This is a genomic window from Pseudogemmobacter sp. TB195, assembly GCF_058313095.1.
This window is the reverse complement of the sequence record NZ_JBZEGG010000030.1, coordinates 43,483-69,084: the sequence shown is the minus strand read 5'-3', so window position 1 is coordinate 69,084 and position 25,602 is coordinate 43,483. Positions and strand designations below refer to the sequence as shown.

26 protein-coding genes and 1 pseudogene are annotated in these 25,602 nt (G+C 60.2%); 12 read left to right on the top strand and 15 right to left on the bottom strand.

Annotated elements, in window-relative coordinates:
• Positions 1-16 precede the first annotated feature (16 nt).
• Genes otsB through AC4FS3_RS24380 form a run of 3 tightly spaced genes read left to right on the top strand, consistent with a single transcriptional unit; the run spans position 17 to position 4,198 of the window.
• Entirely contained in the window at positions 17-994 is a 978-nt protein-coding gene (gene otsB, locus AC4FS3_RS24390; protein ID WP_491022667.1) for a trehalose-phosphatase, read from the top strand.
• Positions 987-2,807 (top strand): glycoside hydrolase family 15 protein, encoded by a 1,821-nt coding sequence (locus AC4FS3_RS24385; RefSeq protein ID WP_491022666.1) that lies wholly within the window; start codon positions 987-989, stop codon positions 2,805-2,807. Before otsB ends, AC4FS3_RS24385 begins: the two co-directional genes overlap by 8 nt.
• Entirely contained in the window at positions 2,804-4,198 is a 1,395-nt protein-coding gene (locus AC4FS3_RS24380) for an alpha,alpha-trehalose-phosphate synthase (UDP-forming) (protein ID WP_491022665.1), read from the top strand. Before AC4FS3_RS24385 ends, AC4FS3_RS24380 begins: the two co-directional genes overlap by 4 nt.
• A gap of 58 nt (positions 4,199-4,256) precedes the next feature.
• Here the strand turns inward: AC4FS3_RS24380 and AC4FS3_RS24375 are convergent, their stop codons facing one another.
• Together AC4FS3_RS24375 and AC4FS3_RS24370 are read right to left on the bottom strand one after the other, a co-directional pair.
• Positions 4,257-4,499 (bottom strand): hypothetical protein, encoded by a 243-nt coding sequence (locus tag AC4FS3_RS24375; protein ID WP_491022664.1) that lies wholly within the window; start codon positions 4,497-4,499, stop codon positions 4,257-4,259.
• A gap of 53 nt (positions 4,500-4,552) precedes the next feature.
• Positions 4,553-5,332, bottom strand: coding sequence for a peptidoglycan-binding domain-containing protein (locus AC4FS3_RS24370; protein ID WP_491022663.1), 780 nt, complete (start codon positions 5,330-5,332; stop codon positions 4,553-4,555).
• 475 nt (positions 5,333-5,807) lie between these two features.
• On the opposite strand from AC4FS3_RS24370, the gene AC4FS3_RS24365 reads away from it, so the two are divergent.
• The 3 genes from AC4FS3_RS24365 (at position 5,808) to AC4FS3_RS24355 (ending at position 7,676) form a co-directional block, all read left to right on the top strand.
• A complete protein-coding gene (locus tag AC4FS3_RS24365; protein ID WP_491022662.1) occupies positions 5,808-6,365 on the top strand; it encodes a hypothetical protein in 558 nt (185 codons plus the stop codon).
• Between the two features lie 88 nt (positions 6,366-6,453).
• Complete coding sequence (locus AC4FS3_RS24360) at positions 6,454-7,203, top strand: cytochrome c oxidase assembly protein (RefSeq protein ID WP_491022661.1); 750 nt, start codon at positions 6,454-6,456, stop codon at positions 7,201-7,203.
• Entirely contained in the window at positions 7,200-7,676 is a 477-nt protein-coding gene (locus AC4FS3_RS24355; protein ID WP_491022660.1) for a CopD family protein, read from the top strand. Before AC4FS3_RS24360 ends, AC4FS3_RS24355 begins: the two co-directional genes overlap by 4 nt.
• Here the strand turns inward: AC4FS3_RS24355 and AC4FS3_RS24350 are convergent.
• Positions 7,643-8,203 (bottom strand): DUF2231 domain-containing protein, encoded by a 561-nt coding sequence (locus AC4FS3_RS24350; RefSeq protein WP_491022659.1) that lies wholly within the window; start codon positions 8,201-8,203, stop codon positions 7,643-7,645. The two genes, AC4FS3_RS24355 and AC4FS3_RS24350, sit on opposite strands and share 34 nt — an antisense overlap.
• Positions 8,204-8,251: 48 nt before the next feature.
• On the opposite strand from AC4FS3_RS24350, the gene AC4FS3_RS24345 reads away from it, so the two are divergent.
• The 3 genes and pseudogenes from AC4FS3_RS24345 (at position 8,252) to AC4FS3_RS24335 (ending at position 11,759) form a co-directional block, all read left to right on the top strand.
• A complete protein-coding gene (locus AC4FS3_RS24345; protein ID WP_491022682.1) occupies positions 8,252-8,983 on the top strand; it encodes a cytochrome c oxidase subunit II in 732 nt (243 codons plus the stop codon).
• Positions 8,980-11,445, top strand: a pseudogene (gene ctaD, locus AC4FS3_RS24340) (cytochrome c oxidase subunit I). The gene AC4FS3_RS24345 and the pseudogene ctaD overlap by 4 nt, the downstream one beginning before the upstream one ends.
• Positions 11,442-11,759, top strand: a complete 318-nt coding sequence (locus tag AC4FS3_RS24335; protein WP_491022658.1) for a hypothetical protein — start codon at positions 11,442-11,444, stop codon at positions 11,757-11,759. Before ctaD ends, AC4FS3_RS24335 begins: the two are co-directional and overlap by 4 nt.
• A 187-nt stretch (positions 11,760-11,946) precedes the next feature.
• On the opposite strand, the gene AC4FS3_RS24330 is transcribed toward AC4FS3_RS24335, so the two are convergent.
• From AC4FS3_RS24330 to AC4FS3_RS24305, 6 genes are all read right to left on the bottom strand, one after another.
• A complete protein-coding gene (locus tag AC4FS3_RS24330; protein WP_491022657.1) occupies positions 11,947-12,117 on the bottom strand; it encodes a hypothetical protein in 171 nt (56 codons plus the stop codon).
• 572 nt (positions 12,118-12,689) lie between these two features.
• Positions 12,690-13,091 (bottom strand): VOC family protein, encoded by a 402-nt coding sequence (locus AC4FS3_RS24325; protein ID WP_491022656.1) that lies wholly within the window; start codon positions 13,089-13,091, stop codon positions 12,690-12,692.
• Positions 13,092-13,169: 78 nt separating this feature from the next.
• The gene (locus AC4FS3_RS24320; RefSeq protein ID WP_491022655.1) at positions 13,170-13,370 is read right to left on the bottom strand and encodes a CsbD family protein; all 201 of its coding nucleotides are present in this window, start codon (positions 13,368-13,370) and stop codon (positions 13,170-13,172) included.
• A gap of 238 nt (positions 13,371-13,608) precedes the next feature.
• Positions 13,609-13,803 (bottom strand): hypothetical protein, encoded by a 195-nt coding sequence (locus AC4FS3_RS24315; protein WP_491022654.1) that lies wholly within the window; start codon positions 13,801-13,803, stop codon positions 13,609-13,611.
• A 264-nt stretch (positions 13,804-14,067) separates the two neighbouring features.
• A complete protein-coding gene (locus AC4FS3_RS24310; RefSeq protein WP_491022653.1) occupies positions 14,068-14,661 on the bottom strand; it encodes a hypothetical protein in 594 nt (197 codons plus the stop codon).
• A gap of 31 nt (positions 14,662-14,692) precedes the next feature.
• Entirely contained in the window at positions 14,693-15,193 is a 501-nt protein-coding gene (locus AC4FS3_RS24305; RefSeq protein ID WP_491022652.1) for a hypothetical protein, read from the bottom strand.
• A 221-nt stretch (positions 15,194-15,414) separates the two neighbouring features.
• Here AC4FS3_RS24305 and AC4FS3_RS24300 point away from each other — a divergent pair, with 221 nt between their 5' ends.
• Complete coding sequence (locus AC4FS3_RS24300) at positions 15,415-15,918, top strand: BON domain-containing protein (protein WP_491022651.1); 504 nt, start codon at positions 15,415-15,417, stop codon at positions 15,916-15,918.
• Positions 15,919-16,497: 579 nt separating this feature from the next.
• Entirely contained in the window at positions 16,498-16,956 is a 459-nt protein-coding gene (locus AC4FS3_RS24295) for a sigma-70 family RNA polymerase sigma factor (protein WP_491022680.1), read from the top strand.
• Positions 16,957-17,039: 83 nt separating this feature from the next.
• Here the strand turns inward: AC4FS3_RS24295 and AC4FS3_RS24290 are convergent, their stop codons facing one another.
• From AC4FS3_RS24290 to AC4FS3_RS24275, 4 genes are all read right to left on the bottom strand, one after another.
• The gene (locus AC4FS3_RS24290; protein WP_491022650.1) at positions 17,040-17,297 is read right to left on the bottom strand and encodes a hypothetical protein; all 258 of its coding nucleotides are present in this window, start codon (positions 17,295-17,297) and stop codon (positions 17,040-17,042) included.
• Positions 17,298-17,400: 103 nt separating this feature from the next.
• The gene (locus AC4FS3_RS24285; RefSeq protein ID WP_491022649.1) at positions 17,401-20,925 is read right to left on the bottom strand and encodes a CheR family methyltransferase; all 3,525 of its coding nucleotides are present in this window, start codon (positions 20,923-20,925) and stop codon (positions 17,401-17,403) included.
• Positions 20,926-21,009: 84 nt separating this feature from the next.
• A complete protein-coding gene (locus tag AC4FS3_RS24280) occupies positions 21,010-21,573 on the bottom strand; it encodes a response regulator (RefSeq protein ID WP_491022648.1) in 564 nt (187 codons plus the stop codon).
• A 209-nt stretch (positions 21,574-21,782) separates the two neighbouring features.
• Entirely contained in the window at positions 21,783-22,136 is a 354-nt protein-coding gene (locus AC4FS3_RS24275; RefSeq protein ID WP_491022647.1) for a response regulator, read from the bottom strand.
• Between the two features lie 207 nt (positions 22,137-22,343).
• Between AC4FS3_RS24275 and AC4FS3_RS24270 the strand changes: the two genes are divergently transcribed.
• A complete protein-coding gene (locus AC4FS3_RS24270) occupies positions 22,344-23,213 on the top strand; it encodes an SDR family oxidoreductase (RefSeq protein ID WP_491022679.1) in 870 nt (289 codons plus the stop codon).
• Here the strand turns inward: AC4FS3_RS24270 and AC4FS3_RS24265 are convergent.
• Both AC4FS3_RS24265 and AC4FS3_RS24260 read right to left on the bottom strand, forming a co-directional pair.
• Positions 23,162-24,259, bottom strand: a complete 1,098-nt coding sequence (locus AC4FS3_RS24265) for an HWE histidine kinase domain-containing protein (RefSeq protein ID WP_491022646.1) — start codon at positions 24,257-24,259, stop codon at positions 23,162-23,164. The two genes, AC4FS3_RS24270 and AC4FS3_RS24265, sit on opposite strands and share 52 nt — an antisense overlap.
• Before the next feature lie 840 nt (positions 24,260-25,099).
• Positions 25,100-25,597, bottom strand: a complete 498-nt coding sequence (locus AC4FS3_RS24260) for a YciE/YciF ferroxidase family protein (protein ID WP_491022645.1) — start codon at positions 25,595-25,597, stop codon at positions 25,100-25,102.
• Between the last annotated feature and the right edge of the window lie 5 nt (positions 25,598-25,602).

Here is a 25,602-nt window from a genome sequence, read left to right as displayed (position 1 = left end):
GCGATATCCGCCTGCCATGTTGACTGTCCCCGATACCTCCGGGAAGGCCCGGCGAGCGAAGATCCGCCCCTGCGGTTTGCAACCTGGGTGCGAATTGTCCAACATCCCCGCCATGACTAAGGAAGACCCACAGGCTGTGCCGGGAGCAGACTGGTTTGCTCAGAAACCGCTCCCGAAGGATTGTCCGGCAAAAGAATCCGAGCCGATCGCTTCTGATCCCGTCCTGTCCGATCCTGCTCGCCCTGCGCTTTTCCTGGATCTGGACGGCACGCTGCTTGATCTCGCCCCGACGCGGGAGCAAGTGGCGCCGGAACCCGGGCTGATCGAAGTGCTCATACGGCTGGAGGCCCGCACTTCAGGCGCTCTGGCGCTGGTGACGGGCCGCCAGGTCGCATTTGTTGATACTCTGTTCCCGTCGCACCTGTTTACCGTGGCCGGGCTTCATGGGGCCGAGCTTCGACCCGGGCCTGCAGCAGGTAACGGACTGTCGACTATAGCCGCGTCCCCGGCCAATACCGCATCCCTCCGGGAAGCCTTTTCCCGGGTGCTCAGGGAAACCGCCGCGCATCCGGGGCTGCTGGCCGAGGATAAAGGCGCTGCCTTTGCGTTGCATTATCGCAAGACTCCCGGTCTGCGCAGCAAAGTGGAAAGCCTCATGGCTGAGGCTGCAGGTATCGCCGGCCCGGGTTACCGGCTGCGTGAAGGGAAATATGTCGTCGAACTATGCCCTTCCAGCGCAGATAAAGGTGCCGCCCTCAGGAACTTTATGGCCTCGACACCGTTCAGGGGCCGCTGCCCGGTGGCGGCAGGAGATGACCTCACAGACGAGGCGATGTTTCAGGCGGTCAACACCATGGGTGGGCTCTCGATCCGCGTAGGCGACCATGGTGCCCCGAGCGCGGCCAAAACCCGCATTGCGACGCCCGGCGCCTTCCGCGCCTGGCTGCGCCAGCTCGCCGGAACTCCCGGCGCAGGAGAAAGAACTCATGACTGAAATCGCGACCACAGCCCGGCCCGGACTTGATCATGGCATCATCGGCAATGCGAGTCTTGCCGCCCTGATCGACCGGGACGGAGCGCTGGACTGGATGTGTGTCCCGCGCATGGATGGCGATCCGGTGTTTTGTGGCTTGCTGCGCGGTACTGATGGCAGTGAAGTCAATGCGCGGGACGGGGCCTGGCGCTTCCGGCTCGACCGCCAGAAAGAGAGCCGCCAGCGGTATCTGCGTAATACCGCCATTCTGGAAACGATCCTCACCGATGAAGATGGCAACGAAGCGCGGATCCTCGATTTCGCACCGCGCTTCATGCGCAACGGTCGTATGTTCCGGGGCTATTCCGTAGTGCGGATCATCGAGCCTCTGCGCGGCACACCGCGCCTTACCGTCTCCCTGCGGCCGCAATCTGGCTACGGGGCCAGCGCCCCCATGATCACGCGCGGCACCAGCCATATCCGCTATATCCTCGGCCCAGAGATATTGCGCCTGACCACCGACGCGCCGGTGGACTACATTCTGTCAGAGACCGCGTTCCTTCTGGAACATCCGCAAGCCTTCATCCTGGGGCCCGATGAGAGCCTCTCAGACCATCCAATGGCCATCGCCCGCCACTTCCTGCGCGAGACGACGGAATACTGGCATGGCTGGGTGCGCAGCCTCGCCTTGCCCGCCGATTTCCAGGATGTAGTGATCCGTTCCGCGATCACGCTGAAGCTTTGCTCGAATGAGGAAACCGGCGCGATTGTCGCGGCGCTGACCACATCGATCCCCGAATATGGTGCGAGCGGGCGGACCTGGGATTACCGCTTCTGCTGGCTTCGGGACAGCTACTTCACCGTCCAGGCGTTAAACAGCCTGAACGCCACCCTGACGATGGAAAACTACCTGACCTATGTGTCCAATCTCGCGGCCGGGTCTGACAGCGGCTATATGCAGCCTCTGTTCGGCATCGGGCTGGAGCGTGTCCTCGACGAGCATATCGTCCCCGCTTTGCCCGGCTATCGCGGGTATGGGCCCGTCCGGCGTGGCAATGCGGCGTTTACCCAGGTGCAGAATGACGGCTACGGCTCGGTCATCTTGGCCGCGATCCAGTGTTTCTTTGATGAACGACTGCCCGATATGGGCGATGAAGCATTGTTTCGCCGCCTTGAACGGCTGGGGGCGGAGGCGGAAGCCTGTTGGGACCAGCCCGATGCAGGGTTATGGGAGTTCCGCACAAGAACAGAGGTCCATACCCATTCCGCACTGATGTGCTGGGCAGCCTGTGACCGGCTGGCGCGTATCGCGCACAAACTTGGCCTCGCGCCCGAGACCGCGCGCTGGTCAGCCAGCGCTGAAAAGATCCGCAGCGCGATCTTCCAACGTGGCTGGAATGCGGATCGCGGATGCTTCGCAGCGTCGTTCGGCGGCGATGAGGTCGATGCGAGCCTGTTATTGATGGCCCAGACCGGCTTTATCGCGTCGGATGATCCGCGCTTTCTGGCGACCGTGGCCGCCTGTGAGGATGATCTGCGATATGGCAATCACCTTTACCGCTATCGCCGCTCCGATGATTTCGGCGCGCCGGAGACCGCGTTCACCGCCTGCACCTTCTGGCTGATAGACGCGCTTGTGCGCACGGGCAGAAAAGAGGAGGCCCGGGATATTTTCGCCGATGTGCTGGCGCGGAGGAACCATCTGGGCCTCTTGTCCGAGGGTGTCCATGTCGAAAGCGGCGAACTCTGGGGGAACTTCCCGCAAACCTATTCGATGGTCGGGCTGATCAACGCCGCCATGGCCCTTTCACGCCGCTGGGAGGATGTGCTGTGAGCCGCCTGATCGTCGTCTCGAACCGGGTGCCCTCGCCAGACCGTCCGCCCCAGGGGGGGCTGGCAGTGGCCGTCCAAGCCGCGTTGCAAGAGCGGGGCGGCATATGGATGGGCTGGTCGGGGCAATCTTCGGGCGACCAGGAACCCGGCCCGCTTTCTTTGCATGAAGAAGGCCGGATCACCTATGCCCTGAGTGATCTGTCCGAACGCGATCTTTCCGAATATTACAATGGCCTCGCGAACAGCGTGCTCTGGCCCTTGTGCCATTACCGCATTGACCTGACCGATTTCAGCCGGCGCGACGCCGAGGGTTATTTCCGCGTCAATCGCTTTTTCGCAGAACGCCTCGCGCCGCTGATCCGCCCCGATGATCTGATCTGGATCCATGATTATCACCTGATCCCCCTTGCAGCAGAGTTGCGGCGGCTCGGCATTCGGAACCAGATCGGGTTCTTCATGCATATTCCCTGGCCCGCCCCTGATGTATTCCTCACACTTCCGGGTGGCGAGAAGCTGCTGCATGCCATGACCAGCTATGACCTGCTGGGCTTTCAGACCGAGCCTGATAGCGGGAATTTCAGTCTGTGCCTCAGCCGCAGCGGACAAGCGCAGCCGGTGCCGGGCGAGGCGGGGATACATGTCTCGCAGGAGCGGCGCCTCCTCGTCGGCTCCTTTCCGATCAGCATCGACACCGCAGCGATCGGCCGCAGCGCGGGGAATGCTGTCCGCAATGCCGCCATGCGCAAATTCCGCGCCTCGCTGGAGGGGCGGACCCTGATCATGGGGGTGGATCGGCTCGATTACACAAAAGGTTTGCCACAGCGGATGCATGCGTTCGGACAGTTCCTGGAATCCAGCCCGGCATGGCTGGGACGAGTGACCTATCTGCAGGTGACCCCGAACACGCGAGAGGGTGTTGCGGAATATGACACCCTGCGCCAGGAGGTTGCGGGGCTTGCCGGCCAGATCAACGGCAGGCACAGCCGCCTTGACTGGATGCCAGTCCGTTACGTAAACCGGGCCTTCAGCCAGCAGACGCTGGCAGGTCTTTACCGGATTGCACGGGTCGGTCTGGTGACGCCCCTACGGGACGGCATGAACCTCGTGGCCAAGGAATATGTGGCGGCCCAGGACCCGGAAGACCCGGGCGTTCTGATCCTGTCACGGTTTGCCGGGGCCGCCGCCGAGTTGGGGGAAGGCGCGCTGCTGGTAAACCCTTATGACGAAGAAACCATCACGCGCGCCATCACTCAGGCAGTCGCGATGTCGCGCGATGAACGGAAAGAACGCCAGGCCGCTATGGCGACCGTGCTGGCCCAACACGATGTCTTCAACTGGTGCAGAGATTACCTGACCAAACTTGAGCGAGCCTGTGCAGTTGCGGCAGTATGAAGCCCACTGGCGGGAACACAGAAATACTTCCCCGCTGGCCGCAGGACTGTGACGGGACCTATGCCCGTTGGCGGATGAAACGCGCGACAGGCCAGGTCCAACCGATCTCACGCGACCGCCTGGGACGCAGCCAGACCCAGTTCAGAAGACCTGCAGGTACTCCAAGCGCCAGCCCGGCCAGGGCCGCGATGAAAAAGGTCGTGGCATCATAATAGCCCATCGCCAGACCCCCGATCACCACCGTTCCGGCAGTGCAGGCCGCCCAGAGATGGACGAGCAGAAGGCGAAGCCAGGGAAACATCTTCCTCTCCTTTCACTTTGGCATTCGGGCGCAGGATCACTTCCGCGCCCGCCTCATCCACCGCTCTGACGGCGCAGCTCGCGCAGCTGATCGGCGGTGATATAGCCGCTGGCCCGCAGCCCTTCATCACGCTGCCAGGCCGGAATGGCGTTCCGGCTGTTCTGGCCAAGCACCCCATCGGCCCCTCTGGTATTGTAGCCCAGAAGGGTCAGGCGCCGCTGAAGATCCCGCCGCTCAGACACCGTCAGACCGAGGAGCCGTTCCTCCGCCCGGTCATCAATTGCGGTGTCGTCTGTGGGCGGCGATACTGTTCCGGCCTGCTGCGCAATCTGGCGCACCTGAGGCGCGGTGACATAGCCGCTCACCTTCACCTTATTGGCCGATTGCCAGCTCCGGATCGCCTCGCGGGTTTTGCGGCCCCAGAGGCCGTCCGCGACCCCGGCATCATACCCCAGCGAAGTCAGCTGGGCCTGGATCTGGCGGCGCTGGTCGCGGCTGAGGGCCAGAGCAGCCTCTGCAGCGCTAGCACTGTCGGCAGGCCCGGGCGTGGGTGCAGGTGTCGGCTCGACAGGTTTGACCCCACCGCCAAACCGGGCAATCTCGCGCTCGGCCTCGGCACGATAGGCGCCATTAGGAAACCTTTGCAAATAGGCACGCCAGCTGTTCAGCGTCCCACTTCGCCGGGCTTCGGCTCCCGCCTGACGATCCAGTTCCTGCACAAGCAGGCTCTGCGCGACACCTGAAATGATGCCTTCAAGATTGTCCTGAGCCACAGTCGGAGTGTGAACTCCGAGGCAGATGCCAATCGCAAGAACAGATACGAACCTTTGCATAATCGTTCCTCCTGATTTGTGGTGCACCGCGTGCTGATCGCGCAACTTACCTCGCAACCGGATCTTCGGGCTTGCCCGGCGCGGGAATTGGGTCGCCGACATCAGGAAGGTGCGGGATGTCCGGGCCAGGTTTTCCCGGACGCGGATCCTGAACGGGCGGATCTGAGGGATCCTGCGGCACATCCGGGCCTGCGGGCGGAACGGGGGTGACGGGGAGATCGGGGTCTTCGCCTCCATGTGGCATGGGTTGTCCTCCGGCTGAAATCTCACCGGACGAATGCCCGGCACAGGAAACCAACCTGCAATCAGCAGCTATGTTCCCGTCGACCCCATGCGATGGCGCTTCTTCGCCACCTTTCGCTGCCGGTCGGCTACCGAATGACACCGGAACGGGTGTCTCCGGAACAAACCGTGGTTCCGGATGTTCTCTCACCTATGCCGACAAGGGCGCCTGTGCCCGGGAGGGAGGAACGCTATGCCTGCGATTACCCGACTTTACAAAGACCACGCCGCTGCAATGCGTGCTGTGGAGCATATCGAGGCGCTCGCCCGGCCCTCAATCGAGCCGTCGATCCTTGGTGGTGAGGCGCTGCGAGACTACCGCGACATGCGGATCGAAGATGATCCCGCGACGGGCGGGCAGACTCAGATCCCGGAGCCCGCGCCTGCAACGGCAGCGGGAGGCGCACTTGGTGCGGCGGTGGGCGGCAGCGCAGGTCTGCTGGCGGGGCTTGGTCTGATCGCCATACCCGGTCTGGGCCCGGTCGCCGCAGGCGGCTGGCTGGTGACGGCCCTGACAGGGGCCGCAGGCGGCGCGCTGGCCGGCGCGTCCTTCGGTGCCCTGGTCGACCTGGGTATTCAGGACGACGATACGGATCTCTACGCCGAAGCCTTCCGGCGCGGTTGCGTTGCTGTCTCGGTGCGCTTTCCCGAGGATTTTCGGCTGCTCGTCGAAGAGGCGTTGTCCGCGACAGGAGCGATTTCGCTCCCCGCCTTGCGCCGGGAGCTTCAGGCTGACGCCTGGCAGCGGTGATCCGGGCAGATCCGCGAATGAAACCGGACGTGACATTCCGAGCCCCTCTTAATTCAGAGCCATTTCAGTATTCCAGGAGAGCGCCGTTATGGACAGTGCAGGCACCCCCGACCGGACCCCCTGGTGTGGACCTGCACCTGACCCCGGCGAGATCCTGAGCAGCTGGAACTTTGACCCTCTGCTAATTCTTGCACTCATGACCGCGCTGATCTGTGGCACTTTATATGCCGAGAACCGCAGGGTTTTCTTCATGGCATGGACCGCGCTGGTTCTGGCTTTTGTCTCGCCAGTTTGCGCCATGACCACGGCTCTGTTCAGCGCGAGGGCACTTCACCATCTGCTCCTGGCCAGCCTCGCAGCGCCCCTTCTTGCGCTTGCGGTGCCATTGCATCGGGTGGCTGCGGGCCGGTTGTCGGCCCCACTCGCATTCCTTCTCACGGCTGCCGCGCTGGTGCTTTGGCATATCCCTGCGATCTACAGCGCCGCCTGGGACATCACATGGGTTTACTGGCTAATGCAATTTGTCCTTGTGCTGCCCGCCTGGGTCTTCTGGGCAGCGGTGTTCTCATGGACGGATCGCGATGCGGGCATGGTGCTGGTGAATGCCTCCCTGGTCGGGGCACTCGCCGGTGTCATGGGGTTGATCGGGGCCGTTCTGACATTCTCAAACCGGCTGCTTTATACGGAGCATATCACAGGCCCGCTCGCCTGGGGGGTTGAGCCGCTGGCCGATCAGCAGGCCGCAGGGCTGATCATGTGGGTGCCCGGTCTTCTGCCGCTGGCGATGGTCGCGGCATTCCTCGCAAGACGCGCCTGGCAGCAAGGGGAAGCGGCATGATCGCCGCACTGAAATTCCTGCATCTCGCCGCCCTCGCCTGCTGGTGTGCGGGCCTGATCGCCTTACCATTGCTGATGCATGCACATGGCCGCGCGCGGAACCAGCGCCAGTATGCCCGTTTCCGCCTGATTACCCATATCGGCTATATCGGTTTCGCAACCCCTGCCGCCCTGGTCACGATCATGGCGGGAACGATGCTGATCTTCGCAGCCCGGATCTATGAACCATGGCTTTTGGCGAAACTGGCATTCGTGGCCGCTATGGTGCTGGTGCATGTCTGGTTTGGCCATCTGATTCAGCGCTCCGGCGAGGAAAAGCGCAGCCACTGGCAGGCCGCGCCGCTTGCCGGGCTGATCCTCGTCATGCCGCTGATCGGCATTGTGCTGGCACTGGTGCTGAGCAAACCCGACCTCGTGCTCCTGCGCGATCTGATCCCAGGTCAGCTCCTGTCACCACGAGGAGGCGCGCCATGATCACTCTGCGTCCCGAGCCCGTAGTCAAACACCAGCTTGCCCCCGTGCCAGCCTGTCATCGCGGTCATCCCGGTTGCGAGGAGCGATGTGAGAAAGCCCCAGGGCAGCACCGCGAGCGCCGGATCTGCAATCCGCATCCCCCAATTCGCGCCGAGCACAGAGAGGAGCATCACGGCGAGGATGAAATGCGTCCAGCTGGCGGCCCGGATGCGGATCCCCGGCACCAGCAGCAGTTCTGCCGTGCCGGCGAGACCTGCAAGAACACCCATCAGGAACCCAACGCCCGCTGCCCAGAGCGCCGCGCGCGGCCAGAACAGATCTCCGGTCCACCAGTAAAGCGCATCCGCGCCGAGCGTGCTGACGCAAAGCGATATGGGGAACGCGACCAGCATGGCGTGGATCGGATGCCCCGCGACCGCGATCTTCGATTCCGTGCGATGAAAACTGCGATGCTCGTGTATCGGATCGCGGAGCCGCTGCCGGCGTTTAGGGGGAGTACGGCGAACGGTCTCACGCGGGGTCGGCATGCGCTTCTCTCCTCATTTGCGGTCCTGAGGAAACCGGCGACAGTGCTGATGGTTCCGGCGCTTGCAGGATGTGGCGGTCCGCTCTCGACGCTTTCCCCTCAGGGACCAGCCGCCGCGGATATCGCAGTTCTCTGGTGGTCGATGATGGCGGGCGCGGTGCTGATCACGCTTTTGGTGCTGGGGCTGATCTGGCGTGGCTTTTCGCGCCAGGGTGTCACGCCGCCCGGCGAGACGTTCTGGATCAAAGGCATGGGCCTCGGCTTCAGCTTCGCTGTTCTGGTCGCGGTCGTCGGCGCGGGGATATGGCTCGGAGAGCGGATCCAGGCCCGACCCGGCGATGATGTGGTCCGGGTCGAGGCGATCGCGCGGCAATGGAGCTGGCGCTTCCGGCAGCCGGGGCCTGACGGGGCGATGATCGAGACCGAGACCCGCCTGCATATCCCTGCGGGCACGCCGATTGATGTCGTGATCCGGTCCGAGGATGTGATCCATGCCTTCTGGGTGCCGCAGCTTGCGGGCAAAATGGATGCGCTGCCTGGCCGGGATAATATCTTGCGGATCGAGGCCAGCGCGCCCGGTCTTTATCACGGGCGCTCGGCCGAGTTTTCCGGAATTGGCTATGCCGGGATGCGGTTCGAGGTTCTGGCCTATGACCCCTCTGATCCGCCGCCCTTCACCAGCATTTCGGAGGCAACCCCCCTGCCTGTTCAGAGCGATCCGGCGGCGGCCAGTGCCACAGATCTGCCCGCCAATGCGGCTCCCGAAGGGGATACACCATGACGCAGCTTTCGCCCAATCCTGCGCAGCGCGCGTTGCATCTGCACCGCGAACTTGACCGCATCTGGGGCCGCCCGGCAGGCATTCGCGGTTTTCTGATCTCGGTGAACCACAGCGAGCTGGGGCTGCGGTTCTCAATGGCCTCTTTCGTCTTTTTCGCCATCGCCGGATGCCTGGCGATGCTGATCCGGGCGCAGCTGGCGACGCCTGATGGCGCGTTCCTCGACACCGCGCTCTATAACCAGTTCTTCACCATGCATGGCAGCCTGATGATGTTCCTTTTCGCCATTCCGATGCTGGAAGGGCTGGGAATTTATCTCCTGCCCAAAATGCTCGGATCGCGTGACCTGGCCTTTCCGCGTCTCTCGGGACTTGGCTGGTGGTGCTATCTGTTCGGCGGGCTGATCATCCTGTCGGCCTTGGTCGCGGGCGTGGCCCCGGATGGCGGCTGGTTCATGTATACGCCGTTGTCATCAAAGACCTACAGCCCCGGGATCAACGCAGATGTCTGGCTGCTCGGCGTAACATTCGTCGAGATTTCGGCACTGGCGGCTGCGGTCGAGATCACGGTGACGATCCTCAGAATGCGCGCGCCCGGGATGAAGCTGACGCAGATGCCGCTCTTCGCCTGGTATATGCTCGGGACCAGCGCGATGATGCTGGTGGGATTTCCACCGCTGATCCTCGCCTCGGTGCTGCTTGAGATCGAGCGCGCTTTTGGCTGGCCGTTTTTCGATGTGACGCGCGGAGGCGATCCGCTTTTATGACAGCATCTATTCTGGCTCTTCGGCCACCCCGAGGTCTATATCATCTTCCTGCCCGCCGCTGGCGCGATCTCGACCATCCTGCCGGTGATGTGCCGCACAAAGATCATGGGGTATGGTGCAATCGTCGCCGCCGTGCTGGGGCTGGTGTTCCTGTCCTTCGGCCTCTGGGTGCATCACATGTTCACCGTGGGCATCCCGCATATGGCGCTGGCCTTCTTTTCGGCAGCCTCGGCCCTGGTGGCCGTGCCGACGGCGGTGCAGATCTTTGCATGGATCGGCACCATGTGGCAGGGACGGCCCCGAATGCGCCTGCCGATGCTGCATCTTATGGGGTTCTTCTCGACCTTTGTGATGGGCGGGCTGACCGGCGTCATGCTGGCCATCGTGCCCTTCAACTGGCAGGCGCATGACACGGCCTTCGTCACCGCGCATCTGCATTACGTCCTGATCGGAGGCTTCGTCTTTCCGATGATGGCAGCGGCGGTCTACTGGATGCCGCTTTTCACCGGGCGCGAGCGTGTCCGCGGCCTCGGTGCCATGGCCTTCTGGCTGATCCTGATCGGCTTTCACGGCACGTTTTTCATCATGCATCTGACCGGCCTTCTGGGGATGCCGCGCAGGATCAACGCCTATCCCGACCACCCCGAATGGATCTGGCCAAATCTTGTCAGTTCCTTCTTCGGCTTCGTGATGGCAGCGGGCTTTGCGCTCTTCGCGCTGGATCTCCTGCTGCAGGCATTCTTCGGGGCAAAGAGCAGGCGTGACCCCTGGAAGGCGAATACCCTGGAATGGGCGATGCCGATGCCGGCGCCCAGTTACAACATCGCGTCGCTGCCTTTGCCCGGCCAGAGCGCCCTTCACCTGGCGCGCGGCGAGGGCCTTTTGCCCGGAGCACCGCGCGGGCGGCGCGAGACGCTGGTCGTCGATGCAATCAGCGGCGAACCACGTCATGTCGCGGTGCTGCCCGGTAACTCAGCACTGCCGATCCTGACAGCCGCGGTGATCGCCGGTTTTGTTCTGCTGATGCTCTTCGGGCTCTACCTTCTGGCCCCGTTCGGTCTGGCGGCTGTCGCGGCCACGGTCTGGCAGTGGCAGCGTTTCATGGGCAGCGCACAGGATGAGCCGCAGATCGAGGTCGCCCCGGGGCTGAGCCTGCCCGTGAACCAAAGCGTTCCGGAAGGGCTGGCACGGACCGGGCTGACCTGCCTTCTGATCGCGGATGGCACGTTTTTCACCTGCTTTCTCTTTGCAGTCGGTTTCCTGTCGGTCATCGCGCCGGGCTGGCCTGCACCGGAAAGCGGCGTCGCGACGATCCCGGCAGGCTCGCTTGCCGCCGTGCTGATCCTCCTGCTGGTCGCTGCTTCCGGGCTGGCCCGTTTTCCTCTGGCCGCCGGGGCGAATGTGGCATTGCCACTGATGCTCCTCGGCCTCGGAGTGACGGGGGGACTTGCGATGATGCTGGATGATCCGACCCGCCATGCACGCGATGCTCTTCGTGCGGCAGGGCTGGGATATGTTGCACTGCATTGCGTGATTGCCGCGCTCTTTGCCCTGTTGTGCCTTTGCCAGCACAAGGATGGCAGACTGGTCCGGAATCGCATCTCAACTTGGCCAATCTGGCGCGCCTGGCAGGATTTCAACCTCGCGACCACGCTGATCCTCGGCTTGCTGATCGCGGCGCAGGAGGTGTTCATATGAGCTGGCCGCTACGCGCCCTGATCGGCCCCTTTGTCTGGGCCATCGCCTTTTCAGTAATCTACGCTGCGCACGGCATTGGCTGCGCGTGGGGATGGCCTGCGCGACCCACCTTGCTCGGCGATCTGCACCAACTCACGCTGGTCTCGCTTTGGGTCGTGGCAGTGGGGATAGCAGGCGCCGTTCTATTGACTTCGAAAGGCGAGGATAAAACGGCCGCGACAGTCATGCGGGCCGGCGACTGGATCGGGCTTTTGGCTACAATCCTGACGCTATTCCCGGTGCTGGGGCTGACGAGCTGCAATTTGGGTCCATAGCCGGTAGGATAAAAGAGGCCCTGCCCGGCGGATGCAGAAATGCGATGCCGAGACACGGCTATGCTGTCTGCTCTCAGCCAGATTCCGAATGGTGTTGATCCAATAGCCCGAGTGCGAGAGACGCATACTGGTCAATTTAAGTTAGCCTGGGGCGAGCCGTCGGAGAGCCACGGCTCGCCTTTTCACCTCACCCACGATATCCTTTCTCGCGGTTGGCCCCTCCGGCATTTGGCTCAGTATCACCCTTGATGGTATTCGCATGCTTCTCAGCGGCGTCATCCATCTTCTTCTTCTGGGCTTCCTGCTTCACGTCGAAGCTGGTGTTCTCTGCGGATTTGTCGAAATCGGGTTTTGTCATGGCTTCCTCCTCTCGCTGAGAGGTCAACAGATTTACCCGGCATTAGGTTCCGAAAAGCCTGGTCACGTTTTCGTCGGGCTGCTCCCTGTTCGCCCCGCCCCGCCCTGCCCTGCCCTGCCGGCCGAAATACCCACTATGCAGCCACCGATGACGCGCCATCCTGAGATCGCATTATGAATGCTGTGTACATGCCGAAGCCAACCCCCAGGTTCGCCGGGTGCATTTGCGTTCAGGCAAGTGAAACGGGCGGTGGGGCGATAACTGCTCCGCTTACGCGGTGAAACATACCCCGCGCCCTTGATACTGGCTCGCTGTTGCCGAGAACAAACCTCTCCGCAACCGCTTGGTTCGATTCGTTGAGCAACACCTGATGAAAGACGCGGGTCAAAGCGCCATCCTCATCACGGCAGGCGAGCTTATGCGCAGTCGTCCATTTCTGCCCCATAGCTGTTTCCTCCTTTGTTGTGGGACGATCGAAGAGTTTTCGGAAGATTCGTACAACTATGACGTGCCTTCCGGACCGATATTCGGCCGAATCCCGCCCTCTTTGTTTGGACCCAAAGTGGATGACTTCAGCCAGGCGCATTCCGATAGCAGGCTTCAATGTTGTTTCCATCCGGATCAAGTACGAATGCGCCGTAATAGCCCGGAACACCATCACGCGGACCAGGCGCGCCATGATCAGTCCCGCCAGATGCCAACGCTGCCTTGTAGAAGGCATCAACCTGATCACGGCTGCTTGCTTTGAAAGCAATATGCATCTGATTGAGACCTGCCCTGGATCCGTCCGCCCAGTAAGACGGACGTAAAGTGCCAATCCAGAGATATGGTATCGGCTCCTCGGCGCTTTTGCCGAACAGAAATGACTCAGGGCTGTTGCTGGATTTTGCCAGCCCCAGAGGGGCCGCGATGGCATCATAAAACCGTCGCGCTTTCTTCAGGTCTGTGACGACGATGCCTGTGTGGTCCAGCATGTCCATGCCTCCCCGCCCATTCTGATTTCGATAAGGGGCTGGCTGATGCCAGCCCCTGGCTATCCAGGTATCGGCGTCTCAGCGATAATCGCGGAAATAGTCGTCGATCTGCCTGTCCGCTTCTTCACGCGCCCAACCGTAGCGCTCCTGAAGTTTACCAGCCAGCTTTTCACGCTCGCCGTTGATTTCGGTGATGTCGTTATCGGTTAGATCGCCCCATTTCGACTTCACCTCGCCTTTCACCTGAGCCCATTGGCCCTTGACGATATCCCAGTTCATTGGCCGATTCTCCTCTTCGATTTGTGGATTGATGTGCGCGGAGGTCAGGGCTTTTCATAAGCCGGAAGGGCCTCGAGCTGATCTTTGCCCAACATGACGAAGGCACGGACTTCGTTATCGGCATTTTTGTAGATCTGAAGCTGGTCTGGATTCAGCAGAACGGGATGCTCGCCCATCTGCTCTAACGGACCAAGAATGGCGGGACATTCATCCCGCCATTCCGTTGGTGAACTGGAGATCAGCGCTGATTGTTATCGCGCTGCTGATCACGGTTCTGCTGACCTTGGCCAAGGGCACCGCCCTGCTGGCCTTTCTGGTCGCGCGGAGCTTGCTGCTCCTGCTGCTTTGCGCCACCGGCGGGATTGTTGGGATTGCCGGTGCGGTTCGTTTTGTCGTTGCCCTGATCACGATCGGGCTGGTTCGGATTAGCCATGGTACACCTCCATTTCCATGAAACTGCTCGACCTTTGCGAGCCGGTTCATCAACTGGCAGGGGGGCAGGATGTTCCGGAATTAACCATTGGCCGCACTATTGCGCGTATTTTCGCTGCCTTGCTCCAGTTCCCCCAAAGCAGACAGGCGGCCTGCCCAGAGAGGGCGCCGCCAGTGTTTTTTGTTTCCAGGCAGTTGTCGGTGGCGATAGTCACCTGAAATCCCGCACCCTTCCGAAAGGGGTGCGGGAAAACAACGGAACTGGTTACAGAGGGGGAATACGCGACGGATCATGCTCACGCAGTCGGGCCTGACGCTCTGCCTCAGCCTCGTCATAGCGCCAGCCGCCGACCTCAAAACGCGAGCGCAGATCGCCGATCCCAACCTCCCGGACTTTTGCAAGCGCTGCAGTCACCTCCGCACGGCGTTCTTCGGGGAAACGGACGGTCAGGGCAACATTGCCACGCTGCATGGCCTCGTGAAAGACCGGTGCATCAGCTTCACTGATGCCAATATCCGTCAGGGCGCCAATCGTACCCCCGACCGCCGCGCCACCGGCTGCGCCCACCGCTGTCGCCGCAAGCCAGCCTGCGGCAACCAGTGGACCAATCCCGGGAATGGCAAGCATCCCGAGGCCGGCGAGCAATCCGGCACCGCCACCAGCGACTGCACCAATCCCCGCACCCGTCGCGGTACCCGACATGTCATTGGGCGCAGAGTTGACCGATGCGTAATGCTCACGCATCCGCTCGTTGCCCAGTATCGAGACTTCGATATCCCCCCAACCAAGGGCATCAAGGCTCGCGCGCGCACGTTCTGCCGTTGCGAAATCTTCGTAAACTCTCGTGAGAACAGCCATTTTATTGCTCCTGCTTATCGAGTTGCGGAGTTTACTGGGCGGACGGCGTGGTGACGACGTTACCCTTGTAGTCGATGGCGACAGCCACTGCGTCAGCGCCCACCTTGCCGTTGCCACGCCAGATGCCCTTATCGTCGAGGGTGAGCGGCGAGACATCCGTGACATTCCAGGCAATGGCCCGCTGCCGGGCCTGCTCCTCGGTAAAGCTGTTCGCGCCTTCCAGCGGGGCTCCCGCTTCAGGGGTGTTTTGTGACCAGCTGTCTGCTGCGCAGGTCGCGAGAAACTGGTCGCGGGTCAGCCCCTCGGGCCCGATTATCACGCCATCAATGCCAGCGCGCGCATAGTCACGCTCAGATTCCGACTGGCTGATATAGCCGTCACCGTTGATATCGAACAAGCGATGTTGTTCTTCACAGTCAGCGGTTGCAAGGCCCTCCATGGTCTGCGCTTGCAGAGCCGGAGAGGTTTCCGGCGACGGGGGAACATCTTCCTGTGCCAGCATGACAGATGGTGCCACCAGCGCGGCGATCATCAGGACTGCATATCCTTGACGTCTCATTTCGTCCTCCTCGATGAGTGGCCACCTCGCGGTTTCCGGATCTGCCAGAACACCAGTGACCAGGTGGATGCATGAACCAGCGACCGTAAAGTTTGTTCCCCCTGGCGGCGCTACATCAGTTCTGCGGAACATTCCTGCGATGTATCAGGTTTGATCAGCCTGGCTTTGATCTGCGGGCGGATGGCCGTTCAGCAATGCAAGGAGGGCGCAACATGGTGAACAAGAGGCGAAACGTCAGGGAAGATGAGGACGACCACGGACACCGGCGCATAGAGAGGGCCGAACATGCCAAAGATGTATCGCCCCGCACACCGGGTTTGCGATCCTGGGATCCGGACGAACGTCATCTTTGGCGCAGAGAATGGGATCCCGGTAATTATGGCGGACTGGATCGTGAAAGCGGACCCGGAAACTGGCCCCCGTCCGGCCGTGATCAACCGCGGGATTCCTTCCGGGGCATGGGTCCCATGAATTACACGCGGTCAGATCACCGGATCTTTGAGGATCTGTGCGACCGCCTGACCGAGGCTGACGACATAGATGCAACCGACATCAAAGTTCAGGTAGAGGCCGGTGTTGTCTCGCTGAAGGGCAGCGTAACGTCCCGGACCGAGAAACAAGCAGCAGAGGACCTGGTCCGTGGCTGCAGAGGCGTCAGTGAGGTCCTGAGCCAGCTTAGAATCGGCTCGCGGCATTAGAACGCTCTTGCGCCGGAAAGTGACCATCGATGGCGCAGTATCTGGCAGTTGGACGGCGCAAGGACACACGGCCTTGTGTCGTCCAATTCCCACACAGGTTTGGGAGATCCGCAATTCAGGCTGTCATAAATGATGGAACCGGGTAAAGTGAATGCCGAGGAATGGCATGTTGGGTTTTGACGATGAGTAATTCCGTGATTCCTTTCCCCGGCCCTGACCCGCAGGTAACCGAGGAAGAAGCGCTGATACGGGCCGCGAGCCCGGAACTGCTTTCGGCAGTTATGGATCAGCCGGTTCCCGATCGGCTTCATGCCCTTGCAGCCGAACTCGGCAGGGCGCTTGACAAGCGCTCAGCCGACCTCCCTGCCAGTCAGGATGGGCGAGACGACGATCCGGCCTGAGTAAAGCAGCGGAATGTCGCCGCCCCGCGAGATTCTCAGGAGCTTACTACGCCCGGTCCAGGTTTCCCTTCCATGCTGAGGAAAAAGGGAGAAGCATTATGACCATCTCGAATCCGACACGACCGCAGGATGGAGCAGCTTCGCAACAGGTGGTCGAAATGATCCCCTTTCTGCGCATATATGCCCGAAATCTTACACGTGGTGGGCCGAGACAGACGATCTTGTCCAGGAGACACTCGTCAAAGCCATTGCGAATATTGACCGCTTCCAGCCAGGCACCAATCTTCGGGCCTGGCTTTTTACGATCATGCGCAATAGCTTCCTTACCGGGGTCATGAAAAGTTCCCGCGAGCCGGTCGGTGGGCAGGATTGCGTCTCGGGTCAGGTGATCGCCTTTCCCGTGCATGATGCGCGTATGGCTTGCAATCACGTGATTCAGGCGATCAGTCGACTGCCTTCCCAGTATCGCGAAGCGCTGGTGCTCGTCTTTCTGGTGGGCGAAAGCTATCAGGATGTGGCGCAGATTTGCGATTGCGCGATCGGCACTGTAAAAAGTCGGATCAGCCGCGGTCGACAAATGATCATGGATGATCTTAAGGTAACAGAATTGCGCGACCTGATCGCAGTCAATTGCTGAGGCGACTACAGCGGGCTTTCCATCTGAAGCGGATTGGGCCTCTCACCGCCCGGTTATCAGATTTTTGACTGCTACCGGGATGCTTACATATCCGGTGGCATCTTCGGATTAGACGCAGGAAGGGGTGAGTTGCGGCGATCTTCCGGATCGAATTGCTCTTCCGAACCATTGTCATTCGGGTCTTCGTCAAGCGGATCGTTTCCGGGCAGAATATTTCCCTCATCGTCGGCCGGCAATGCCGCATCCGGAGGCCAGGGCAGATCCTCCTGTCCCCGGTCAAAGACGGGCAATTCCTTATCTTCGGGCATGACCTTCGGCAGGTCCTCGCGTTCCTTCTCCATCATCACCTCCATCTGGTCTGGCTCTGTGACTACAATCCACCGAAGGCGAGGAATGTTCCCGGAATATTTCCATCGGAACCAAGCCCTTGCTGGCAACAGAAGATCAGATCGGCAATGAAATGGTGCAGGTGATACCTTCCGAACCAATCAGGAAGGAAGTTTCCGCATCGAGCTGATAGGGCAATGCGCGCTCGATCAGCTCGCGCCCCTGCCCCCAGGCAGGTTCTGCCCCAGGCATGGAAACGCCGGTTTCATGCCATGTAATATGCAGCCGGGACCTGTCTTCGCCCTCGATCTGCCAGCCAATATGCAGATGCCCTGCCGCGCCTCTCAGGGCACCATGTTTTACAGCATTGGTGGCCAACTCATGGAGTGCCATAGCCAACATCTGCACCGCGGAGGGACTCAGAGGCACATCGGCAGGACCTTCAAGGCTCACTCGTTCACCGGGATCAGCACCCACCGCCGAAAGCGCAGCCTTCACCAGCACGTCGAAGCTGAGGTTTGCATTTTCGTCAAGATCTGAGAGCAGACCCTGAACCCGCGCCAACATCTCGAGCCGGTCGCGGAAACGCTGACCAAAATCCCCCAGATCACTTGCCGATTGCAGGGTCCGCTGGGCAACCTGGCGCACGACGGAAAGCAGGTTCCGGGTCCGGTGCTGCAACTCGCCCACTAACACGCGCTGCCGATCTTGCAGGCTGAGCAATTCGTTCATGTCGGTTGAAGTGCCCAGCCATTCTATGATCTGCCCGTCGCAGTCGCGGACGGCAGTGGCGCGGGTCTGAAACCATCGCCAGATTCCGTCTGCCGTATTCATCAGCCGGAAATCTGCCTCAAATCCTTCGGTTACAGCCACGCTTGAGGCCGAAGCCCAGGCCGCCTGCAATGCACCAAGATCGTCGGGATGAACCTGTTCCAGCCAGCCTTCGCCCAGAGCCTTTTTTTCCGCAGACTGGCCGGTATAGATCGTCCATTGCGGGCTGACCCAAGTCCAGGAACCGCAAGGATCCGCGCGCCAGATTAACTGTGGCAATCCGTCAATCAGAGTATGGAGCCTTGCCTCACTGTCTAGCAGCGCCCGTTCCGCAATCCTGGTGGCGGTCATATCGGTGAAGGTGAGTACCGTACCGCCAATGAAATTGTCGATGCTGCGATAGGGCAGCACCCGAACGGCGTAATGGCGGTTGCGGGCTGTATCGCTCACCATACGATCAACCGGAATCAGAGTTTGCAGAACCTGTTTCACATCTTCATGAATCTCGGGATAGCTTATCCGAGCCACCACGTGATCCAGCGGGCGGCCGACATCGGTTTCCAGCAGATGGAACAGCTCCGGCGCCGAGGCGGTGAAGGTCCTCAATCTGAAATCATTGTCGAGGAAGATCGTGGCGATCTGGCTGGCTTCCAGCAAGTTCTTGATGTCCGAATTGCTGCGCGCCAGTTCATGAATCTGATGGCCCAGCTCCAGGTTGACCGTCTGAAGCTCTTCATTGACCGACTGGAGTTCCTCTTTCGAGGTTTCCAGCTCTTCATTCGTAGACTGCAGTTCCTCATTGATCGACTGGTATTCCTCGTTCGAAGAGCGCAGTTCCTCATTGGTGGATTCCAGCTCTTCGATGGTCGCCTGAAGCCGCTCTCGCGTGAGCCGTAACTCGTTCTCCAGGTTGTGAAGATGGTCATCGGTCCCCCGGGGAGCCGCTCGCTCGCTCTCCTCCCCCGCCGGACCGACATGCTGGAAGACAACAACCAGCGAAGTGATATGGTCCCGGCTGAGCGGCTCGATGACGATGTTGACGCATGAGGCCTGATCGTCATGCCGGATCAGCTGACGTGGTAGTTCCACGCGTTTCCCCTCTGACATGGCCCGGTACAGCGCAGCACGCAGCTCGCCGCGCAGGTCGGGGTGAACGAGGCTGATCAGGCTCAGCGACGCAGCACCGGCAAGGGGTTCCAAAAACCGTCCGATCCGCCCGGAAAAATGCAGCACCTCGAATTGCGTGTCGATGACGACATAGCCAGGGGAGAAACGCTCTGCGATCGTATCAGCCTGACGACTGATACTGTCCGAGAGCCGTGGCAAAGGCACCGGCAATGTATCCGGAGCGGCAAGGGCGACTGCAGTGCCTGTTTGCGGCCGTAGCGACGGCGGAAAGTCCGGGATAACACGTGTCGCCGTCTCCAGCCTGCGAAACAGGCGGTTTTTGCGGTCAACCGGTGCGAATAGCGTCTGATGGCGCGTGACGTTCTCTGAAGAGCCCAGCATCAGAAGCCCGTTAGCCCTCAGCGCGAAGTGGAACAGGGGTATGGTGCGGTCCTGCACCTCCATATTCAGATAGATCAGCAGATTGCGGCAGGACAGCAGGTCTATACGAGAAAACGGTGCATCCCGCACCAGGTTATGCGGCGAGAAGATGCAGATCTCGCGCAATTCTTTCACAACACTGTAAGTATCGCCTTCGCGCGTGAACCAGCGCTCCAGTCGATCAGGTCGTATATGATCTGCAATGCCCGGCGCGTATCGAGCGGCCCGTGCCAGACCCAGAGCGCGGGCGTCAAGATCAGTGGCAAAAATCTGAATACGCGGCGATTGTTCAAGTGTTGCCGCATGTTCTTTCAGGAGCATGGCAATGGAATAGGCTTCTTCCCCGGTCGCACATCCCAGGACCCAGACACGCACCATGTCACCGGCCCGCTTCCCCTCGAACAGCGAAGGTATTTCCCGTTCCAGGAGCTCAAATTCCTGTGGATCCCGAAAGAACTGCGTCACGCCGATCAGAAGATCCTGAAAAAGCCGCTGCACCTCGTCGCGATTTTCCCTCAGAAGGCCAAGATAAGCCGCGATATCAGGCAGTTGCAGCACCTGAAGCCGCCGCTGCACCCGGCGCACGAAGGTGCCCCGCTTATAGCCGTGAAAGTCATTGCCGGTGACCTTGCGCAAAGCGCTGACGATCTCGGCGATCTCCGATTCAACGGCCTCAGTAGTCAGGCGAATACTCGCCTCGGGCAGGACCGCGATATTGCCAATATAGAGGTCGATTTCAGCGGCAATCCGGCCTGGAGTGCCCCTTATGTCAAGGACAGCCGAAGGACCCGCCTTGTCCGACCTGTCGGCGTCATCCGGATCCCATTCCCCAATGGTCAGACCGCCACATTCCTTTGCGGCCCGCAGGCCGACGGCCCCCTCGGCATACAACCCGTTGAGAATGACTGCGACAGAATGCCGTCCCGCCGCCCGCGCTATGGACTCCAGCATCGTGTCGACGGCGCCTGCCTTCTCTCCAGCGGGCTGACCGCGCACACATATGCGACCATCCTCAAGCGTCATCAGCCGGTCAGCACCGGCAATATAGACATGTTCAGGAAGAAGTGGCGCACCATCCTCGGCCATGGCAACTGTGAGCGAGGAAACAGCGGTCGCCCGTGCGAGGACATCTTCACCCGAGGGGCGATCCTTACCACCTATGGCAATCAGATAGGCGCCGCCAAGGCCTGGCTCTGTCGAGGATAATATACCAAGTAACGAGTCAAGCGACCTCGCGGCGACACCAATGCCGACAATCGCGGCTACATCTGGGGGAAGATCTGCAGGATCTTTCGTCAGATCAGAAGGGGTAGCGTCGCTCATCAGATATCCCGGTCGTCTCGCGTATAGCGCGTCATCAATAGTCCGTCTTTGCGGACAACGACAGTGGCTCCCGCCGAGAACTGCTCATTGCAGAAGATCGCACCCTCGCTCTGCCAAGGCTCGTTTCATGAGCTGTTGCAGCCATTCCTCCAGAGGGGGAAGCGTTGGCAGGCTGGAATGTTCTTCCAGAGCAAGCATCAGGGTCGCTTCGACCAGCCGGTCTGCGGCCAATCCGTCAGGCAGCATCAGCCGTGCGGAGAGCCTGAGCTTCGGAAGGAGCGCGACCAGCGTCTGCGCATGGACCTGACTTTTCAGAAATGCCACAGCCTTGTTAGCCACATGAGGCTTGGGCAACCGGGCAATATGGGCAAACCGTCGCGGAATTCTGGCAATCTCATGCGCAGAATAAAAGACGAACGGAACGGCCGCCCCCATCAACAGATCGGCCAGAGGATAAACCTTTTGGCCCCTCAGATTTACATCAAGCACCGCGAGATCGGTATCCTCGACATAATCCGATGCCTCCGAGATCGAAGGAAACGGTCCGAGTACCGTCGCCTCGGCCGCACGAAAATGATCTGCCAGTTCGCAGGCAACGTAATAGTCATCTTCGACTATCATTATTTGGCGGCCAGAAAGGTTTTGCATCTCTTATCCGTCTCGCGGCTGGTTCGGCGGTTCCGATGCTGCGGGTCCGGCGCGGATCGGACTGTGCCGGTCCAGTATGAAGCATGATGCAAATGTAGCAACCTTCACATCAGTTATGAAAATGTTATATTTATTAGAAAGTTACACCTATCCCCCTCCGAATCTGCGGATATCCGCTTATCCAGGATGTCCGCCTCCCAGGGTACGGGTCAGAGATTGATCGGTTTCTCCAGACGGGGAATCTCCGCATATGCTTGCGGCAATGTCGCTGTGTCATAACCAGTGATGAATATGAATGGGATCATCGCGTCAACGAGGTGATCAGCAAGGGGAAACACCATCTCTCCTCTCAGATTGACATCAAGCATAGCAAAGTCCGGTTTTGCACCAGCGCGTAAACTGTTCAGCGCCTCTTTCACCGTCGGAAACGGACCAATCACACAGGCTCCCCCTCGCCGCAGGAACTGTGCAAGGTCAGTTGCGAGCAGATACTCATCCTCAGCGACAAGCACCGATTTTCCTGCAAGTTCGGGGAGAAAGGAGCTCAGATCAGGATTTCTCATAGTGTTACTCTTCTCCCGGGACTGTGAAGCTGCAAAGCGTATCGATCTCTGTCAATTAAGGAACATGCAGCCGTCTTGCCGGTTCAAACAAAAATCAGTGATACGGAGGTCACGAGATGCACAATTCGTCTGAGAAGGCTGCCCCCCCCCACCATTATCGCCAACGCGCCGGGACATGAAAAAACCGATGGTGATAAGAATAGTGGAATGGAACCCAATCATTTCAACTACCCAAAGCTGCCCTTCCCGGAACAGGTCCAGGAACTGCCCGGGACCTTCCGCAGGATGCAGCCACCACCAGATCATGGTGAGAAAAGCTGGATAGGTGCCGGTCGTCTTGAAGGAATGGCGGCGGTGATCACCGGTGGTGACAGCGGCATCGGTAGAGCTGTTGCCATAGCCTATGCGCGCGAGGGCGCAGATGTGGTGCTGGCTTACCTCAATGAAGGTGAGGATGCAGCAGATACGGCACAGCTGATCCGCGAGAGCGGTCGGCGCTGCCTGACCATCGCGGGTGAAATCTCCGCCGCCGGGCATTGCCGGGCTATTGTCGGGAAAGCCGTCGCGGAATTCGGGCGCATCGACGTTCTGGTCAACAATGCCGCACACCAGGATACGTTCGACGCACTCGAAGACATCTCAGATGCGGAATGGGAGCGCACCTTCGCAGTCAATATTCATGCCATGTTCTGGCTTAGCAAAGCGGCGATTCCGCATATGCGACCCGGCAGTGCCATCATCAACACGGCCTCGATCAACGCCGATATGCCAAACCCGGCGCTGCTTGCCTATGCGACCACCAAAGGCGCGGTCCAGAACTTCACCGGTGGCCTGGCGCAACTCCTCGCGGAAAAGGGGATCCGTGTGAATTGCGTGGCGCCCGGCCCGGTCTGGACCCCTTTGATTCCGGCCAGCATGTCCGCTGAGCAAGTCGCAAAGTTCGGTGAAAACTACCCAATGAAGCGACCGGCACAGCCTGTCGAGCTGGCTTCGGCCTATGTAATGCTGGCCGAGCCGATGTCGAGCTATATATCGGGCGCGACCGTGGCAGTAACAGGTGGCAAGCCGCTGATCTGATCCACAGAGTTCAGCTCGATGGAGGAAGACCGCAGCGTGAAAACCACCCCTGCTGGGTTGAAGTCCAGAAAAGCCTCGCCTCGGAACTCGTGCCTGAGGGCATCTTCGATCAGCTCACGCCCGAAGCCGCTGTACACGGGCTCGGTAACAGGTGGGCCACCAGTTTCTCGCCATACCAGTTCGAGCTGGCCCCGATGCTGTGCCCAATCTATGCAGACCTGGCCGCTCCCGTTCGACCATGCCCCGTATTTCTGCGCATTGGTCGCAAGTTCGCCCAAAGCCAGGCTCAGCGCGAAAACCTGATCTGCCTCAATCATCACAGGGGGGCCGCGCATGGTAAGGCGGTTCTCAGGCAGGCTGCCAGCAAGGGCGTCCGTGATCAGCTTGCGTATATCAAGGGTCCCATCGATATCAGCAAGAAGCGCCCGCTGTGCATGGTCAAGCTGACAAAGACGTCTGACAACCGCCTCCTGTGCCCCTTCGACCGACCTTGCCTGGCGGAAGGTCAGACGCGCGATGGCAATGGCCTTCGCATAGGCATTTTTGATCCGATGGCGCAGTTCACCGTTGAGAATCCGGCTGCGGCGTGCGGTCATGACCTCACCGGTTGTCTCAATGACGGTGTTCATGAACCCCAAGATGATGCCGTTTTCATCAGCCACAGGGCTGTAACAAAAGGTGAACCAGCCGTATTCCGGGCCGTCTCCCCGTTCGATCTGCAATTCATAGTTCCGTATGAACGTGGACTGCCCTTGCAACGCACGATCAGCGATCGGCCCGATCTCGTGCCAGGCCTCGGACCATATCCGTCTGAATGGCATACCAAGGCAGGGTGCTTTCTGCCCCAGAATTGGCACAAAGGCGTCATTGTAAATCGTGATCATCTCGGGCCCCCAGCACAGACATTTGGGGAAGTCGGAACGCAGGATCAGGTCCGAAGTGATACGCAGGGCGACCGGCCAGTCTGAGCGTGGCCCAAGTGGCGTGGCGCTCCAGTCAAAATCATGAACCTGGCCATTCATGACCCGATCAACTTTGCTGTCCATAGTGGTAGACCCGTCCGTGAAATCAGTCCTTTACGACATTTTGCGCCGGAATAATTGTGCTCCTGCACAAATGAATCAAGATAAATTATCGGGTTGGTCTATCAGTGAGTCACCGGGACAAATACTTTCGACAAAACCTCACACCCAACTGATGCGAAGCCTGCCTCGCATGGAATATCCAAGGGATTGCTGTCACTGAGCCGCCGGCGCCGACGACCCGTCATTTTGCCTGTCCGGGGCCTCAAGGCTCTCCGGGTCACGCTCCCGGACCTCTGCATGCCAGAATATACGAGTTACAAAGAATCCTGTAACCATTACGATGAGGGTCACTACGATCAGCAAACCAGCTTTTTCGCGTTTTCGCGGTGAGGGGGGAGGCCTGGTCATAATCATTTCACCTGGCGTAGCCGGACATGTGACTGACAACAGTCGTTCAGGCACTATCCATCGGGGTTCGGTATCGACTTCGGATTTTTGGGCCCGGGCTTGTCCTCGCCCAAACCATCCGGTTGCGCACGCTGATCCTCCATATCTGCCGGATAAGTCTCGTCATCCAGAACAGAGGGCTTCGCAGCGTCACGAGAGACCCGACCTTTATATCGTGTTTTGACACGCATGTTCTATCCTCGGAGCAGTGATCTGACATATCTGAACACATAGCAGGGCCTACGGTTCCCCATCGGAAAACTTGCAGGAGGGTTCTCTCCTGCCCCTGATCCTGCGGGGCAATGGCCCCATCGCCAAGGGTTGCGGTGCCCTGCTCATTTCACGGGCTGGCCCTGCGCAGTGCACGGCCAGCCCTATACATCCTGTCGCCGGGAGCAAGCGACAGGACAAATATCATGCCGCTGTGAGCGCAGTCTGGTTGACCGAACCATCCGCGATCTCCGTCAGGGCACTGTCGGTGGCTTCTTCCTCGGAAAGAGTGTTTTGCAGGATTTTTGCAATCTCACCCTGCCCCATCAGCTCCGCCCAGTTCCTGAGCGTGCCGTAGCGGGCCATCTCGTAATGCTCGACCGCCTGCGCGGCGGCGATCAGACCCGCGTCCAGCGCCGGCGACCCTTTGAAGCTCTCAATCACCTCTTCACCCTCGTCGAGAATGCCCTCGATGGCAGGGCAGGTCTTTCCGCGTGCGGGCTTACCCAGAATGTCGAACACCTGCTGGAGCCGCTCGACATGGATCTGAGTTTCGTCATGGTGCTTTTCAAAAGCCCCTCCCAGCTCTGCCGACTGCGCCGCGCGGGCCATTTTCGGCAAGGCCTTCAGGATTTTACGCTCGGCGTAGTAGACGTCTTTCAGCAGGTCGAGGAACAGATCGTCCAGTGTCTTCGCTTTCATCGGTC